General features: G+C 70.1%; 11 protein-coding genes. 6 read left to right on the forward strand and 5 right to left on the reverse strand.

What is annotated here, in order from left to right; all coding sequences use genetic code 11:
• Positions 1-67 precede the first annotated feature (67 nt).
• Complete coding sequence (locus BHD05_RS10840; RefSeq protein ID WP_161886442.1) at positions 68-865, forward strand: TrmH family RNA methyltransferase; 798 nt, start codon at positions 68-70, stop codon at positions 863-865.
• On the opposite strand, the gene BHD05_RS10845 is transcribed toward BHD05_RS10840, so the two are convergent.
• Entirely contained in the window at positions 862-1,803 is a 942-nt protein-coding gene (locus tag BHD05_RS10845; protein WP_161886443.1) for an aminoglycoside phosphotransferase family protein, read from the reverse strand. The two genes, BHD05_RS10840 and BHD05_RS10845, sit on opposite strands and share 4 nt — an antisense overlap.
• 68 nt (positions 1,804-1,871) lie before the next feature.
• On the opposite strand from BHD05_RS10845, the gene BHD05_RS10850 reads away from it, so the two are divergent.
• Positions 1,872-3,158: a D-alanyl-D-alanine carboxypeptidase family protein gene (locus BHD05_RS10850; protein ID WP_161886444.1), complete on the forward strand. Its 1,287-nt coding sequence runs from the start codon at positions 1,872-1,874 to the stop codon at positions 3,156-3,158.
• A gap of 74 nt (positions 3,159-3,232) precedes the next feature.
• Positions 3,233-4,336 (forward strand): fatty acid desaturase family protein, encoded by a 1,104-nt coding sequence (locus BHD05_RS10855; protein WP_161886445.1) that lies wholly within the window; start codon positions 3,233-3,235, stop codon positions 4,334-4,336.
• Here the strand turns inward: BHD05_RS10855 and BHD05_RS10860 are convergent.
• Positions 4,324-5,142, reverse strand: a complete 819-nt coding sequence (locus BHD05_RS10860) for an SGNH/GDSL hydrolase family protein (RefSeq protein ID WP_161886446.1) — start codon at positions 5,140-5,142, stop codon at positions 4,324-4,326. The two genes, BHD05_RS10855 and BHD05_RS10860, sit on opposite strands and share 13 nt — an antisense overlap.
• 239 nt (positions 5,143-5,381) lie before the next feature.
• Between BHD05_RS10860 and BHD05_RS10865 the strand changes: the two genes are divergently transcribed.
• The 3 genes from BHD05_RS10865 to BHD05_RS10875 all read left to right on the forward strand — a co-directional run bounded on the left by BHD05_RS10865 (position 5,382) and on the right by BHD05_RS10875 (position 10,405).
• Positions 5,382-5,645 (forward strand): GlsB/YeaQ/YmgE family stress response membrane protein, encoded by a 264-nt coding sequence (locus BHD05_RS10865; RefSeq protein WP_161886447.1) that lies wholly within the window; start codon positions 5,382-5,384, stop codon positions 5,643-5,645.
• Positions 5,646-5,737: 92 nt separating this feature from the next.
• Complete coding sequence (locus BHD05_RS10870) at positions 5,738-7,522, forward strand: DEAD/DEAH box helicase (protein WP_161886448.1); 1,785 nt, start codon at positions 5,738-5,740, stop codon at positions 7,520-7,522.
• A gap of 102 nt (positions 7,523-7,624) precedes the next feature.
• The gene (locus BHD05_RS10875; RefSeq protein ID WP_161886449.1) at positions 7,625-10,405 is read left to right on the forward strand and encodes a hypothetical protein; all 2,781 of its coding nucleotides are present in this window, start codon (positions 7,625-7,627) and stop codon (positions 10,403-10,405) included.
• Here BHD05_RS10875 and BHD05_RS10880 read toward each other — a convergent pair.
• The 3 genes from BHD05_RS10880 to BHD05_RS10890 are packed head-to-tail and all read right to left on the reverse strand — an operon-like array spanning position 10,364 to position 16,343.
• A complete protein-coding gene (locus tag BHD05_RS10880) occupies positions 10,364-13,834 on the reverse strand; it encodes an error-prone DNA polymerase (protein WP_161886450.1) in 3,471 nt (1,156 codons plus the stop codon). The genes BHD05_RS10875 and BHD05_RS10880 overlap by 42 nt on opposite strands.
• Complete coding sequence (locus tag BHD05_RS10885) at positions 13,834-15,447, reverse strand: DNA polymerase Y family protein (RefSeq protein ID WP_161886451.1); 1,614 nt, start codon at positions 15,445-15,447, stop codon at positions 13,834-13,836. Before BHD05_RS10885 ends, BHD05_RS10880 begins: the two co-directional genes overlap by 1 nt.
• Positions 15,444-16,343: a collagen-like triple helix repeat-containing protein gene (locus BHD05_RS10890; RefSeq protein ID WP_236966506.1), complete on the reverse strand. Its 900-nt coding sequence runs from the start codon at positions 16,341-16,343 to the stop codon at positions 15,444-15,446. Before BHD05_RS10890 ends, BHD05_RS10885 begins: the two co-directional genes overlap by 4 nt.
• Between the last annotated feature and the right edge of the window lie 74 nt (positions 16,344-16,417).

Raw genomic sequence — 16,417 nt, forward strand, 5'->3', positions numbered from 1 at the left:
TGGTGGGTCCGATATATTTCAAGTTGCTGGCAGCGAACCGTTCGGCCACCGCACGAGAGGAAGCCGAATGCGCGTCATCCGTATATCCACGCTCGACGAGCCGGGACTCGCAGACTATTCCGGGCTCACCGATGTGGCCCTGCGCCGCGTGTCCGAGCCGGCCGGCGGCCTCTACATCGCCGAGTCGAGCAAGGTCATGGCTCGCGCGATCGCCGCGGGCCACCAGCCGAGGTCGGTGCTCCTTCAGGAGCAATGGCTCGACGCGCTCAGGCCCCTGCTCGACCGGTTCGACATTCCCGTCTTCGTCGGCGATGCCGCGCTGCTCGAGAGCCTCACCGGCTACAACCTGCACCGCGGCGCCCTCGCGGCGATGCACCGCCCCGCGCTGCCCCCCGCCGCGCAGCTTCTCGAGAACGCGCGCCGCGTCGTCGTACTCGAGGACATCGTCGACCACACCAACGTCGGCGCGATCTTCCGTTCCGTTGCGGGGCTCGGTGCCGACGCCGTTCTCGTCACCCCGCGCTGCGCCGACCCCCTCTACCGCCGCAGCGTGCGGGTGAGCATGGGCACTGTGCTGCAGGTGCCGTGGACGCGCCTGCCGGACTGGCCAGAGGGCGCGCAGATCCTGGCGCACGCGGGCTTCCATGTCGCGGCGCTCGCGCTGGCACCGGATGCCGTCGGCCTCGCCGAGTTCGCGGCGAACGCACCGGAGAAGGTCGCAATCCTGCTCGGCTCCGAGGGCGACGGTCTCAGCCGCACCGCCCTGTCGTACGCCGATTCGATCGTGACGATCCCGATGGGGCACGGGGTCGACTCCCTCAACGTCGCCGCCGCCAGCGCGGTTACCCTGTGGGCTCTGCGCTAAATTCGCTGCCGTGTTCGGATGCTCGCGAGCACGCCCGACCAGGCCCGCAGCAGGTCGGCGTCCCGCGCGGCAAGGCGCGGCTTGCTCTCCTCGAGGTACCAACCGACGTTGAGTGCCGAACGCGCAAACGACCAGCGGGCCGCGCGAACAGGGTCGACGCGAGCCGCACCTGCCGCGATCGCGAGCTGGCGCTCGAGTGCGCGCTGCGGGTCGGGCCCGCCGATCGGCGAGCCGAGCTGGCTGACCAGCGGCCAGAGGTCGTAGGCGGGATCGCCGATCATCGCCTTCGGGTCGACGGCCACGAAGCCGGTCCCGGACTGCAGGATGTTCCCCGGGTTGAAGTCGCCGTGCACCATCGCGGTGTCGATTCCCGTTCCGGCGAGCTCCTCGAGCTCGTCGAGGCCCGCCGCCACGAGCGCAGTCACCCCGAATTCGTCGAGATGCACGCGGTGGAGATCGAAACGCTGCCGGGCGGCCACCGCATAACCCTGAGCGACCGAGCGCAGCGACGGTATCCCGGACTCCGGCTCGGCAGCCGCGATGCGGGCGAGCAGCTCGCCGGCGGCGTCAAGCGCCGCGTCGACCGGGATGCTGGTGGCCGAGATCGGAAGGCCCGGCTTGATCAGCTCGAGCAGCATCGACCACATCCACGGGTCCTGCCGCAGCACGATCGGCGTGGTTCCGGCGGGGTAGGCCTCGAGAGCGATCGCCTCGGATACCCCCTCGGCGTGCGGGAAGCCGATCTTCAGTACCGCGGGAGTGCCGTCGGCCTGCGTGACGGCAAGCACCGTTGCTGCGTAGCCGCCCGAGAACACCGCACCGGGGGTGAGCTCCCAGCGGTCGAGCATGACGGCGAGGATCTCGACCGCCGCGGCATCCCACGACGCCCGGTTCCGGTAGCTCGAGATCGTGGCGGTCTCGAACGCACGACGCTGCATCCTTCCAGCCTAGGAGCGCGCCGTCACGCAGTCCATTGGTTGCCCCGGAGTTGGCCTAACATTGCGACGTGTCCACTCCCCGCCGCTCGGTTCTGCTCCGTCGGCGGGTCGCAGCGGTCGTCATCGTCGCCGTGGTCGCCGCCGGGGGCGTGTATCTCCCGATGACCCTCACTGCCCCCATCGGGCCTGCCAGCGCGAGCATCGACCCCTTCGAGGCGCCGGTGCGCGATGCCGCCGCGCTCGCGTTCCCCGGCGTCGGGGCAAGCGGGATCTCTGCGGTCGGATTCGACGGCGTGCTCGCCTCGAGCGGCTCGGACAAGGCGCTGCCCATTGCGAGCATCAGCAAGGTGATCTCCACCCTCGTCGTGCTCGACGCGAAACCGCTCGCTGTCGGCGAGGACGGACCCTCCATCGTCTTCAGCCAGGCCGACGTGGAGCTGTACGGCAAGTACCAGCGAGTGGGCGGCATTGTCGAGCCGGTCACGGGCGGCCTCTCGATGAGCCAGCGCGATCTGCTCGAGGTCGTGCTCGTCTCCTCGGCGAACAACTACGCCGAGTCCCTCGTCGGGTGGGCGTTCGGTTCGCAGGCCGCGTTCGTGGACGCCACAGCGTCGTGGCTCACCGCGCGCGGATTCAACTCCACCGTCATCGTCGAGCCGACGGGCATGTCGCCGCGCAACGTCAGCAGCGTTCCAGACCTCCTCCGAATCGCCAAGCTCGCGCTCGAGAACCCGGTGGTCGCCGACATCGTCGCCTCCACCACCGTCGACGTGCCCTACATCGGCATCCTGAAGAACACGAACAAGCTCCTCGGCGTCGAGAGCATCGACGGGATCAAGACGGGAACACTCGAGGAGGCGGGATCATGCCTGTTGTTCTCGACCGAGTACACGGTCGGGTCGTCCGTGGTGACGGTCGTGGGGGTCGTCCTCGGCGGCGAGAACCGCGAATCGCTGGAGGTCGCGATCCGCTCGCTCGTCGACGGCATCGGCGCCCAGTTCCACGAGGTCCCGCTCGCCGAGCAAGGCGAGGTGTTCGCCTCGTACTCCACCGACTGGGGCGAGAGCGCCAATGCCGTCGCGGCGGAGACCTCGTCCGTTCTCGTCTGGTCGGACACTCCGGTGAGCGGCGCGGTCAGAGTGCAGCCAATAGTGACGGCCGCCCGCGGCGACACTATCGGCGAGGTGGTCTTCACCGTCGGTGACTCGCAGGTGACCGTGCCGCTCGTGCTCGATGCCGGCATCGCCGATCCCGGCCCATGGTGGCGCCTGTTCAATCCCTTCGAATTGCTGCCAGATGGTGAGGGCAAATCCGATCGAGCTCTATCCACGCTTTTCACAGGTCCCTGGATATAATTGACGAATCCGCGAGAGCAATCGCTCGTACATTTCGACTGGGAAGTCAACAGCCGGAACGGGGCTCCAACTTTATGAGCGGACAATCCATCGCGTCGCCTGTCGTCACGTTTACGAAGACGAAGCCGGGCGGAAACTCGGCGAACCCCACGACCGAGTACTCCTCGTTGCTGCGCACCGTGCGTGACGCCGGACTCCTGCAGCGTCGCACGGGCTTCTACGTCATGATGTTCAGCATCGTCACCGCGGCGCTGGGCGGTGTCATCACCGGATTCATCCTCCTCGGGGACTCCTGGTTCCAGCTGCTCATGGCCGCCGCACTCGGCATCATTCTTACCCAGTACGCGTTCCTCGCCCACGAGACCGCACACCGCCAGGTGTTCGAATCAGGCAAGACGAACGACCTCGCCGGACGCATCCTCGCCAACGTCTTCGTCGGCATCAGCTACTCATGGTGGATGACCAAGCACAGCCGTCACCACGCGAACCCCAACATCATCGGCAAGGACCCGGATATCGAGCGGGACTTCGTGTCGTTCATCCCGGAGGATGCCGCGAAGGCGAAGGGCCTGTACGCCTGGGCCACGAAGCGCCAGGGCTGGCTCTTCTTCCCCGCGCTCCTGCTCGAGGGGCTCAACCTGCACATCCTGGGCCTCAAGACCGTGTTCGGACGCGGCAAGGTCGACAAGCGCTGGGTCGAGATCTCGATGATCGTCACCCGGCTCACCGCCTACGTCGCCGTCATCTTCCTGGTCCTTCCCGTCGGGCTCGGTTTCGCCTTCATCGGAGTGCAGCTCGCGGTCTTCGGTCTCTACATGGGTGCGTCCTTCGCGCCGAACCACAAGGGAATGCCGATCCTTCCGCGCGATTCCAAGGTCGACTTCCTACGCCGTCAGGTGCTTACGTCGCGCAACATCAAGGGAAACTGGGCGATGGACACCTTCATGGGTGGCCTCAACTACCAGATCGAGCACCACCTCTTCCCGAACATGCCCCGGCCCCACCTCGCGAGGGCCCAGGCGATCGCGAAAGAGTACTGCGCAACCCACAAGATCCCCTACACCGAGACGTCGCTCGTGCAGTCGTATGGGATCGTCATCCAGTACCTGAACCGAGTCGGCATCGCGGCCGGCGGCGACCCGTTCGACTGCCCCGCGGCATCCGCCTACGGACGCTGAGCCGCGTCGGGGCCGAACGCTCCGCGGCCGGGTCCCGACATACCGTCGGCCGTCGGACGCTTGGCGCTGACGCCGTCGCCGGACGACTGGTGGCGGATCCGCCGCACGACCCACGGCACGAGGTACTCGCGGGCCCAGCCCATGTCCTCGACGCGCGCCTGTCGCCACGGACGGTGGAGGAGCGGTTCCGGGTTGTACGGTTCGAGCTCGTTGTCGACGCCGAGCGAGTCGAGAACCATTCGCGCGACCGTTGTGTGGCCGATGGGTGAGAAGTGCAGCCGGTCCGGCGCCCACATGCGCGGGTCCTTCAGCTCACGCAGCGCCCACATGTCGGCGATGATCGCATCGTGGCGGGCGGCGACCCCACGCAGGTTCTCGTTGTAGATCGCGACCTTTCCACGGGAGCGGTTGAGAACCGGAGTCATCCCGATGTCCGGCCCATTGAACAGCACGACGGTCGCGCCGTCGGAACGCAGCCGCTCCACCGCTCCCTCGAGCCGATCGGCGATCACGTCGGGGTCGGTGTTGGGGCGGATGATGTCGTTGCCGCCGCCCGAGAGGGTGATGAGGTCGGGGCGCAGCTCAAGTGCGGCGTCGACCTGCTCGTCGATGATCTGCTGCAGTAGGCGTCCACGGATGGCCAGGTTCGCGTAGGCGAAACCGTCGGTGCGGGTTGCGAGGACTTCGGCGACGCGATCTGCCCAGCCCCGGTGGCCTCCCGGCGATCGCGGTTCCGGGTCACCGATGCCCTCCGTGAAGGAGTCGCCGAGGGCGACGTACCGCGACCATGGGTGATGCTGAGTCATGCTCCCCAGAGTGCCTCATCGACCCCCCCAAAGCCACCTCGATAAGTACTCATACCCGAATTCCCTCAGTTCCTCTACCCCTCGCGAAGAAGACTCACGTCGACTTGTGCCCCGCTCGGGGGGTATGGCAGGCTGAATTCTTGCATCACACACGATGCACTCGGGGTTGTGCCCAAATCGGGCTCGATCCCAGCTGTAGCTGGACTTACTACAGCACCACGATCGACTGGGAGGTCGTTATGGGAATCATTGGTTGGATCATTCTTGGATTGCTCGCTGGCGCAATCGCGAAGGCAATTCTTCCCGGCAGCCAGGGCGGTGGATGGCTGATCACTCTGGTGCTCGGCGTCGTCGGTGCCCTGCTTGGCGGTTTCATCGGAAGCGCGCTGTTCGATGCGCCCCTGGAGGACTTCTTCTCCATCCAGACCTGGCTGCTCGCGATCGGCGGCTCGATTGTCGTGCTGCTCATCTTCGGTCTCGTGACTCGCGGCCGCAAGTCCTAGCCGCTCCGCACACAAGCTGACAACGGACTCCCCGCCCACCCGGCGGGGAGTCCGTTCGTTTAACGGGCGGCGTGGCGGTAAAGTTTCATCCAGTGAGCATCCCCTCGACGTTCGGCACCTTCGCCGCCGAACACCTCTCCCCGGCCTTCCCGGAGAGGGCTGCCAGAGGCACAGCGCAACGGTTGCGGGCCTGGCAGGCTGAGGCCCTCGACCTGTACTTCGAGACCGAGCCGCGTGACTTCCTCGCCGCGGCGACACCGGGCGCAGGTAAGACCTCGTTCGCACTGCGGCTCGCGGCGGAACTGCTTGCCAGGCGCTCGATCGACAGGATCACCGTGGTTGCTCCCACCGAGCACCTCAAGCGCCAGTGGGCGGAGGCTGCCCACCGCGCCAGCATCCGGCTCAACCCGGGCTTCCGCAACAACCACGGAACGGGTGGGCGTCAGTTCCACGGCGTTGTCGTCACTTACGCACAGGTCGCCATGGCTCCGGCGCTGCACCGCGCCCTGACTGAGGACCGCCGTACCCTGGTGATTCTCGACGAGGTGCACCACGGCGGCGACGCGCTGAGTTGGGGCGACGCGATCCGGGAGGCCTTCGAGCCCGCGACGAGGCGGCTGTCGCTGACCGGCACGCCGTTCCGCTCGGACACCGCCCCGATCCCGTTCGTCAGCTACCTGCGCGACGAGCACAACATCCGGCTGTCGCAGACCGACTACAACTACGGTTACGGCCGCGCGCTTGCCGACGGTGTTGTGCGCCCCGTCATCTTCATGGCCTATGCCGGAAAGATGCGCTGGCGCACCAAGATGGGCGACGAGATGGAGGCGCGGCTCGGCGAGGGCGACACGAAGGATGTCACCGCGCAGGCCTGGCGCACGGCGCTGAACCCGGAGGGCGAGTGGATCCCGGCCGTGCTCCGCGCCGCCAACCTGCGCCTCAGCGAGGTGCGCCATTCGATCCCGGATGCCGGGGGCCTGGTCATCGCGACCGACCACTTCACCGCCAAGGCCTATGCCGGCATCCTGCGGGAGATCACCGGCGAGGCGCCCACGATCGTGCTGTCGGACGAGAAGGAGGCAAGCGACCGGATCGACGCATTCGCGCACGGGACGAGCCGCTGGATGGTCGCGGTGCGCATGGTCTCGGAGGGCGTCGACGTTCCGCGGCTCGCGGTCGGCGTGTATGCGACGTCCGCCTCGACCCCCCTGTTTTTTGCGCAGGCCATCGGCCGCTTCGTGCGCACGAGGCGGCGCGGCGAGACCGCGAGCATCTTCCTCCCCAGCGTTCCCTCGCTGATGGCCCTCGCGGCGACCCTCGAGCTCGAGCGCGACCACGCCCTCGACAGAGAGAGCACCGACGACGGCAGCCTCGACGACGACCTGATGGACGCCGCCGAGAAAGAGGAGAAGGCCTCGTCCGAGCTCCTGAACGAGTTCTCCTGGGAGGCGATCGAGTCGTCGGCGACCTTCGACCGCGTCGTGTTCGATGGGGACGAGTTCGGCTCGCTCGCCGAGCCCGGAAGCGACGAGGAGTTCGACTTCATCGGGATCCCCGGGCTGCTCGAACCGGAGCAGGTGAGCGACCTGCTCAAGCAACGGCAGGCGCGGCAGTCCAGGCGCGGGACCGATAGGGACCGGCGTAGGGCCGAGTCCGGCGAGCCTGCCGAGCCCGCCCCGCTGTACCGCACCCTTGTCGAGCAGCGGAAGCTGCTCAACAGCCTCGTCGGCATGCGCGCGAAGCTCTCCGGGGAGCCGCACGGTCTCATCCACGCGGAGCTGCGTCGCGCGTGCGGCGGCCCGGCCGTGGCATCTGCCACGGTGAGTCAGCTGCAGGCGCGCATCGACCTGCTGCGCCGAAACGTCGCGCGGCCGTAGCGCGCCCCAGCCCGGTCCACCCCCCCCGGTCCACCCACCCCACACCACACCACCCGCGAGTCACCCACACGTGTCCCCTCCACACGCCCTGACACGACACAAGTGGGCAATTCGCGCAACGGTGGAGAGCCCTGGGCGGGCACCGTGGACCGGGCCGTTCGCCGCGAGTATCGTGTTCCGCATCCGATGATTGGAGCGGGGATGCTGGGACTCGAGAGGTTCCGCCGGCCGCGCCCCGCCCGCGACCCGGAGACAGTGCTCGAGTTGCGCATCCACGGCATCAAGAACACCCCTCCCTCCGAGATGCTTGAGCGCGAGGTGGGCGACATCGCCCGGGATCGGGGCGACGACCTCGGCGGGTTCTGGCGGGAGCGGGCATCCGCGGCTCCCGATGGGGTGCGCCGGGAGGCGTACTCGTGGGGAGCACTGGCCCGGTCCGACGGCGGCGCCGTCGCCGGAATTGGCCAGCTCATCGTGCACGTCGGCTGGTTCCTGCTGCTCCCGTTCGGCCTCGTGAACGTCGCCTACTGGACCAGGCGGATCCCCGAGCAGAGCGACCAGCAGGCCTGGAGCGGCGGCCCCGGGTCCGGCTACGTGCGCGCCTTCGGGCTGGGTGTGACCCTGCTCTACGTCATGGCGCTCGGAACGGTCAGCATCGAGCTCGTCGGCGTGCAGTGCTACCGGGCGAGCGGGCTGTGCGCGGGGCTTCCCGAGCAATTCGTGGCCCTCGCAGGCATCCCACGCGCCACGCGCCTGGCCATCTTCGCTGTCGTTCCGCTGGCCGGAGTGCTCGTGCTCTATCTGCTGTCGGCGCGCGCGCGGGCGCGTTACGAGGCGAGCGTCGCGCTCATGAGCGCCGCCTCGACCTCCGGGCTGTCGTGGCCCGTGCTCGCCACCCGCACGTTCTGGAGCAGGTCGCGGGTCACCGGCGGAATCGAGAAGCTGCACGTCGCCGCATCGGCCTTCCTGCTCGCGGCGATGCTCGCGTGGGACCAGCTCTTCTCGGCCTTCCCGCAGTGCGACAGCCCCGAGCGGCTCTTCTCGCCGGACTGCCTCGCGACCGGTCCGCTCGCGGCCAACCCGTGGACGACCGCATCGCTCGCGCTCGCCACCCTCGGCCTGGGCCTCGTCATCCTTCTCGTCGTGCCCGGCACCCCTGGGCGGGGCCTGCTCGTTCGCCGCCGCTCCGCGCTCTGGATGCTGGTGGCAAGCCTGTTGGTGCTGCTCGGTACCGCTGTCGCAACGAGCTTCGCCGGGCGGGAGCTCGACGCGGTGAGCTCGCCCTTCCTCGGCCTCGTCTCGACGCCGGGCAACCTCATCGGCATCCTGCTCGTCCTCGCGATCGCGGCCCTCGGCTGGCGCCGGGGTGTGCCGCCGGCCGTCACAGCGACGCTGGTCGGCCTCGTGATCGCCGTGCCGTTCTCCCGCTACTTCCTCGCCGACGTTTTTCCTCTTGGCGCCGAGGAGCCGTGGCTCTACGTCGCAACCGCCGGTGTCGCCATCGGTGCGCAGCTCGCCGTCGTCATCTTTCCCCGGCGCGCCCGCAGGAGGCCCCGTGATGGGTGGAGCGGCGCCGGTCCGGGGGTGGTGCTGCTGCTCGCCCTCGGCATCGCCATGGCGCTGTCGACGGTGCTGGTCGTCGGGGTCGCGGCGTGGCTATCCCGCCCGCAGGCGAGCGGCGTCCCGTCGCCGACCCTCGAGGTTCCCCACGTCTGGGCCGACTTCGCCCTCTGGTTCCTCGTGATCGTTGTGCTCTTCGCGGTCGGGGTGGCCACCGTCTTCGCCCGGCACCTGGTCGGCTACCCGGGCGTCACGACACCGACCGTCGACGAGATCACCGGCTACGAGCGCTATGCGCTCGCGAGCTACGGCGAGCGGGGACCGGCGCGCATCCCGGTTGCGCAGCCGCCGCCCCCGCGGGTGCTCGTCGCCCGTCGCACCGCCGGCATCCTGCATCGGGCGGAACCGGTGCTCGGTGCCCTCGCGGGGTTCTTCGGGGCTGCTCTCGCCCTCACCGCGGCCCCCGACCTGAAGAGGATCTTCTCGGGCGGTCCGGGTGCCGCCGTGAACAGCATTGTCGAGCAGGCCCCGGATGTCGCTCTCGCCGTTCTCGCGGCCATCGCGGCGGCCGCCTTTGCCGCGGTGGCGGCGAACGCCCTCACGACCAAGGAGCGCCCCCTCGGGCTGCTCTGGGACCTGATCTGCTTCCTGCCGAGGGCCGGGCACCCGTTCGGCCCGCCATGCTACTCCGAGCGGGTCGTGCCGGAGGTCAACCGCCGGATCCGGGAGTGGATGTCTCCGGGTGGCGGCACCCCGGAGCGCTCCGTCATCCTCTCCGCGCACAGCCTCGGCGCCGTGCTCGCGACCGCGTGCATCTTCGCGCTGCGGGGGCAGGGCGACGTGCCCATGGGCCGTGTCGGGCTGATCACCTATGGGGTGCAACTGCGCCCGTACTTCGGACGGTTCTTCCCCGAGCTGTTCGGCGCGGAGGTGATGGGAACCCGGCCGTGTGCCGGCCCCTCGCTCACCGCGCCGGATCCATGGATCGCGCAGGTGCGGGAGGACGAGCAGGCACCGGCGGTGCGGCCCCGGACGGACAGCCTGGTCGACATCCTCCGGTCAGGCGGGTCGGACCCGGCCTGGGTGAACCTGTGGCGGCGCACCGACTTCCTCGGGTTTCCGGCGGCCAGCTACCGGGAGGGCAATGGGGTCGACAGCGGCGCCAGCGAACTCGACCTGCGTACCTATCTGCCCACGATCGCCACCCACGGGCACTACCCGCTGACCCCGCAGTACCAGGCCGCCCTGCGCGAGGTGCGCCGCAGGCTCGGCGATGGCTCGTCACCGAAAGTCGCGCGAGGTCGTCCTGGCCGTGAGCGTTAGCACCTCGAAACGGTCGGCGAGCAGGTTCACGACACCCTCGGGGGACCGCTCGAGGATGCCGCGCACAATGACAGCGGGCGCCTCCCTGGTGATGCGCCGGTAGCGGTTCCAGACTCCGACGCTGCAGATGACGTTGACGAGCCCGGTCTCGTCCTCGAGGTTGATGAACGTGATCCCGCTCGCGGTCGCCGGGCGCTGGCGGTGGGTGACCACGCCTCCCACCTCGACCCGGCGCCCCGACTCCGCGACCCGCAGCTGCGTGGAAGAAAGCACCCCGCGCACCTCGAGGGCCTCTCGCACGTGGCGGAGCGGGTGGTCGGTGGGGGAGATCCCGGTGGCCCAGAGGTCGGACACGAGCGTCTCCGCCTCCGTCGGCAGCTCGAACAGGGGAGGCTGCACCGAGACGTGGCTGCCTGGCAGGTATTCGGCGCGGTTCTGGGCTGCGTCGCCCGCAGCCCAGAGAGCCTCGCGCTGGGACATCCCGAACGCCTCGAAGGCGCCGGCGGCGGCGAGGGACTCGAGCTGCACAGTGTCGAGTCCCACGCGGTGGACGAGGTCGGCCATATCGGCATAGTCGCGGGTGGCGCGTTCCTCGACGATGCGCGACGCGAGTGCCGCCCCGATTCCCCGTACCTCGGCAAGCCCGAGCCGCACGGCGAACGCGCCGTCGCGGCGGTGGTCGTCGCAGTCGAAGTGGGCGGTACGGTCGAAGACGGGCACGGGTAGTTGCTCGAACTGCAGGCACTGAGCCGATCCGGTCGGCAGCGCCACGGCATCCGGCGCCCTGCTGGTGAGCGCCTCGAGCCCGGCATCCGCCCCCGAGCGGAGGATGTCGGGCCGACGCACCTCGACACCGTGCCGCCGCGCGTCGGCCACGAGGGTCTGCGGGGAGTAGAAGCCCATCGGCTGGGCGCGCAGCAGGGCGGCGAGGAAGGCGGCGGGGTAGTGCAGGCGCAGCCACGAGCTCGCGTAGACGAGCAGGCCGAAGCTGAGCGAGTGGCTCTCGGCGAATCCGAAGTTCGCGAACGCCTGGATCTTGCCGTAGATCTCGTCGGCAACGTCTCCCGTGAGCCCGTTCTCGGCCATCCCCGCGTAGAGCTTGACGCGCAGCGACTCGATGCGCTCGACCCCGCGTTTGGAGCCCATCGCCCGACGCAGCAGGTCGGCGTCTTCACCGGTGCAGCCGCCGACGGCCATCGCCATCTGCATGAGCTGCTCCTGGAAGACGGGGATGCCGAGGGTGCGCTCGAGCGGCTCGACGAGCTTCGGATGCAGGTAGGTGACCTTCTCCGTGCCGAGCTTCCGGCGCACGAACGGATGCACCGCGCCACCCTGGATGGGGCCGGGGCGAATCATCGCGATCTGCACCACGAGGTCGTAGAAGCGGCGCGGCTGCAGCCTCGGCAGCAGGCCCATCTGCGCGCGGCTCTCGACCTGGAACACCCCGATCGAGTCGGCGCGGCACAGCTGGTCGTAGACCCCCGCCTCCTCGCGCGGGAGGGTCGCGAGACTCCAGCTCTCGCCGAGGTTCGCCGCCACAAGGTCGAAGGTGTGCTGCAGCGCGGCGAGCATCCCGAGGCCGAGCAGGTCGAACTTGACCAGGCCCATCCAGGCGCAATCGTCCTTGTCCCACTGCAGCACAGTGCGCTTCTCCATGCGGGCGTGCTCGATCGGTACGACCTCGCCCACCGGGCGGTCGGTGAGCACCATGCCGCCGGAGTGGATGCCGAGGTGGCGGGGGAACTTCAGCACCTCGCGCGCGAGGCCGATCACGGCGTCCGGAATATCGTGGTCCTCGCTCGAGACCGTTGCGCCCCATCGCTCGACCTGCTTCGACCAGGCGTCCTGCTGGCCGGGGGAGTAGCCGAGCGCCTTTGCCATGTCGCGCACCGCGAACTTCGGCCGGTAGCTGATGACGTTCGCGACCTGCGCGGCGTTCTGTCTGCCGTACTTGCCGTAGACGTACTGGATCACCTCCTCGCGCCGGTCGGAGTCGAAGTCCACGTCGATGTCGGGCTCCTCGTCGCGCATGCTCGACAGAAACCGCTCGAACGGCAGCTTGTAGAAGATCGAGTCGACGGCCGTGATGCCGAGCACGAAGCACACGGCGGAGTTCGCCGCCGACCCCCGCCCCTGGCAGAGGATGCCGCGCCCCTTCGCGAAGGAGACGATGTCGTGCACGATGAGGAAGTAGCCGGGGAAGTCCTTGACCTCGATCACCTCGAGCTCACGCTCGATGCGCCGGCGGTCCTCCGGGGTGAGTCGCGGGTACTTCTCGGCGACACCCTGCCAGACGAGGTGCCGCAGCCAGCTCATCGGCGTGTGCCCCTCCGGCACCTTCTGCTTCGGCAGGCCGGGGCGGGCGCTCCTCAACCGGAAGCTCAGGTCGGCGGCGAGCTCCACGCTCTGCTCGACGACGCCCGGATAGCGGGAGAACCGCGCCGCCATCTCGCGGCCGGAGCGCAGGTGCGCGGCACCGGAGGCCGGCAGCCAGCCGTCCATCTCGTCGAGGCTGCGCCTGGCGCGGACGGCCGAGAGCGCCGTGGCGAGGTGGTGCTGCTTCGGGGTCGCGTAGTGCACGTTGCCGGTGGCGACCGCGCGCAGCCCGCGCCGCTGCGCGATGGCGAACAGCGCGTCGTTGTGATCGCTGTCGAGCGGACCGCCCTGGTCGTAGAGCTCGACAACGACGTTGTCCGCCCCGAAGAGGTCGACGAGCCGGTCGACCTCGCGCGTTGCCGCCGCGATGCCCTCGCCCGATTCCCCGGCCGGATGGGACGCATCATTCGGCAGCGTGCCGGTCAGCGCTTGGCGCACCAGGCCCTTGCGGCCCCCGGTCAGCAGCATCCAGTGCCCGGATGCCCGTTCGGCGAGCTCGTCGAGGTCGTACACCGGGCGGCCCTTCGCCCCGCCGGCGAGCTGGGCCGCGGTGATCGCGCCGGCGAGCCGGTGGTAGCCCTCCTCGCGGCGCGCGAGCACGACGAGGTGGCTGCCTTCCGGATCGGCGACGCCCAGTTGGGGTGCGCTCAGGCCCAGCGACAGCTCGGCGCCGAACACCGTCGCGATCTGCGGATGCGACTCGGCGGCCTCCGCCATCCGCACGATGCCGTAGAGGCCGTCGCGGTCGGTGAGGCCCAGCGCGGACAGGCCGAGCGCGGCCGCCTCCTCGAGCAGCTCCTCGGGTGAGGAGGCACCGTCGAGAAAGCTGAAGTTCGAGTGGGCGTGCAGCTCGGCGTAGGGCACTGCCCCGGTGGGGTCTGGGCGAGCGCCGGCATTCGCGGGCGCGACGGGCGGCTCGTACGGCTGGCGCTTGGCCGACCAGGCCGGGCTGTCGCCGCCGTCGGCGCCGGTCGGGGGTGCGCCGGGGCGCCGCGAGTCGGAGAGGGTGCGCTCGAACTCCGACCACGGGATCGGGGGGTTGTTCCAGCCCATCAGTCGTACCTTGCTTCCGCCCACCAGCCGGCACCCTCGCTGACGAGCAGCCAGGCCACCCCCGTGTCGTCGACGACCTGGAACCGGTCGCATCTGCCTGACCGCCCCGCACCCTCGACCCACCAGCGCTCCTCGATCGGCCACGGGCCCGCCCAGGCGGTGAGCCCGCGAACCGTGGTGCCGGCGGAGAGGCCGGCGGGCTCCGCGGAGAGGGCGCCGCGCCCGTCGACCGTGACGGGCTCGCCCGCCGCCGAGACGACCGTGACCGGCAGTCGCTTCTCGAACACCGTCGACGGCGCCGGGTCGGGCAGCCTGCCATGCCAGGGCGGCGCCGGGTCACGGTCCGCCGCGGGCCGGTCGCCCCAGGCGACGAGGTTCTGCCGGTCGGCGAGGGTGCGTCCGCCGCCGATCACGGCCGTGAGCACCCCGCCGTGGCCGAGCATGCTCTGCACGCGGGAGAGCCCGTGGTGGATGCGCTCGTCGGCGGCCGTTCCCCACAGCCCCTGCTCATGGTTGCTGATCGCGTCGACCGCCTCCGGCACCACCCGCACGTAGCTGACCGGCGAGCTGAGCCCGCTCTCGCCGCCGCCGCCCTGCAGCTGCCAGCGGATGCGGTCGATGACGTCGGCGGCGGTGAAGGAGCGCGGATGCAGCCAGCTGCGCTCGGAGGTCTCCCCGGCATCCGAGTCGATCTCGACCCGAATGCTCGTGCAGACGAGCTTCGCGGCCGTGATGGCCTCGATGAACCTGTCGGCGGATGCCCGAAACCCGAACGCGACCTGGTCGATGCGGTCGAGCGGCGGCTCGAACTCGATGAAGCTGTCGAGCTCGCGCGGGGGAGTGCGCGGGATGATCCGACGGCTGTCGAGCCCGCCGGCCAGGGCGTGCAGGTGGGCGCCCTCCCGGCCGAAGCGCGCGTCGACGTCGGCGGCCGGCAGCGCGGCGAACTCGCCGAGGGTGCGGATGCCCAGCCGCTGCAGCAGGGTCGTCAGCTGGGGGCGGTCGAGCATCCGCACCGGCAGGGGAGCGAGGAAGGCGGCCGAGCCACCCTCCGGCACGACCCGGATTCGCGGCCGGACGGCGCTGCGGGCGGCGTGCTCGGCGGTGAACGGTCCGTCGGCGATGCCGACCCGCGAGTCGATGCCGAGGGCGTCGAGGGTGTCGAGCAGCCACAGCGCCGCCTCGTCGTCGCTGCCGTAGAAGCGGCTCGGGCCGCGGGAGCGGATGGCGCACATGCCCGGCCGCAGCAGCTGCGCACCGGAGGTCACCTCCTCGATCGCCTCGAGCACCGGGTCGAAAGCGCGGATGTCGACGGCCGCGTCGTAGGGCAGCACGACGAGGTCGGGGCACCGGCTCTGCGCCTCGCGCACGCGGAGGCCGCGCCTCACGCCCTCCCGGCGGGCCGCGGCGGAGCACGCGAACACCTGGCCCTTCTCGATGAGCGCGATGGCGGCATCCGTGTTCGCGGAACCGGAACCGGAACCCGACCCGGAACCGGAACCGGGCGCGGAAGCGGGCGCGAGGCCGTGGGCGCGCGCGGCCGCCGCGATCGGCCAGTCGGGGCACCAGAGCACGATCGTGCGCGTGACCGAGGTCGGCGAGGTCGCGGTCATCCGGCAAGCACCTCCTGCCGCAGCGCCGGAACGCCGACGGGGCCGCCGCCCTGCCACGCGAGCGGGTGCGTGTCGATGCGACTGACCTGGCCGGTGGGGCCTGGCAGCCAGAGCCGGGCACTGCGGGGCCGGGCGCTCGTGCGGGTGCTGACGGTCACGGTCGCCTCGCGCGCGGCGAGATGGCCGTGCCCGTTGCCGATGCCGCTCCAGCTGCTGTGCGAGATGCTCAGCATGGCCTCGGTCTGTGGCCACGGGCCGAGCACAATGAGGGTGGCTCCGCGCTGGCGCAACCGGGCGGCCAGCCGCGCGATGCTCGAGTCGCTCGCCTGGCGCGGGGGCCGGGTGACCACGACCGTGAGCACGTCGGCGATGGCGGCCGTGACCCCGAGCCACTGGTCTCCGGGGTGCGGCACGAGCACGAGCCGGTCGAGGTCGATGCCGTGGCGCGCGGCCGCCTCGACCCCGAACTCGGGAACGCCGATGACACCGCACCAGGATCCCGCAGCCGATGGGCCGGCGAGCAGGGCCATCAGCAGCGTGGCCGACCGCTCGACCGAGTAGGCCGCCCCCTGCTTGAGTCCGCCGCCCGGCAGCAGCGAGGCGATCGCGGGGTGCGTCGGCAGACTCCGGGTATCGAGCTTGGTTCCCTGCATCTGGCGGATGCGCGCCTGCAGCTCGCGCACCGTCTCGCCGGGGTTGCCGGTGCTGCCGGGGTTGCCGGGGTCGCCGGGGTCGCCGGGGTTGCCGGGGTTGCCCGTGCTGCCCGTGCTGCCGGGGTTGCCGGGGTCGCCGGTGTTGCCGGCGACGGTGGCGCCCAGGGCAGCGTCGTCTCCCTGATCCCCCTCGAAGGGATCGGCGAGAACTGCGGCGTGAAGCATCTTTCCATATTCGAACATACATTCGATGATGTCAATTGCCACCGACATCCGAGCGGCGTGTCGCCCACCCCGACCCCGACCCCGACCCCGAC

This window comes from Marisediminicola antarctica (assembly GCF_009930795.1).
GTDB classification, from domain to species: domain Bacteria; phylum Actinomycetota; class Actinomycetes; order Actinomycetales; family Microbacteriaceae; genus Marisediminicola; species Marisediminicola antarctica.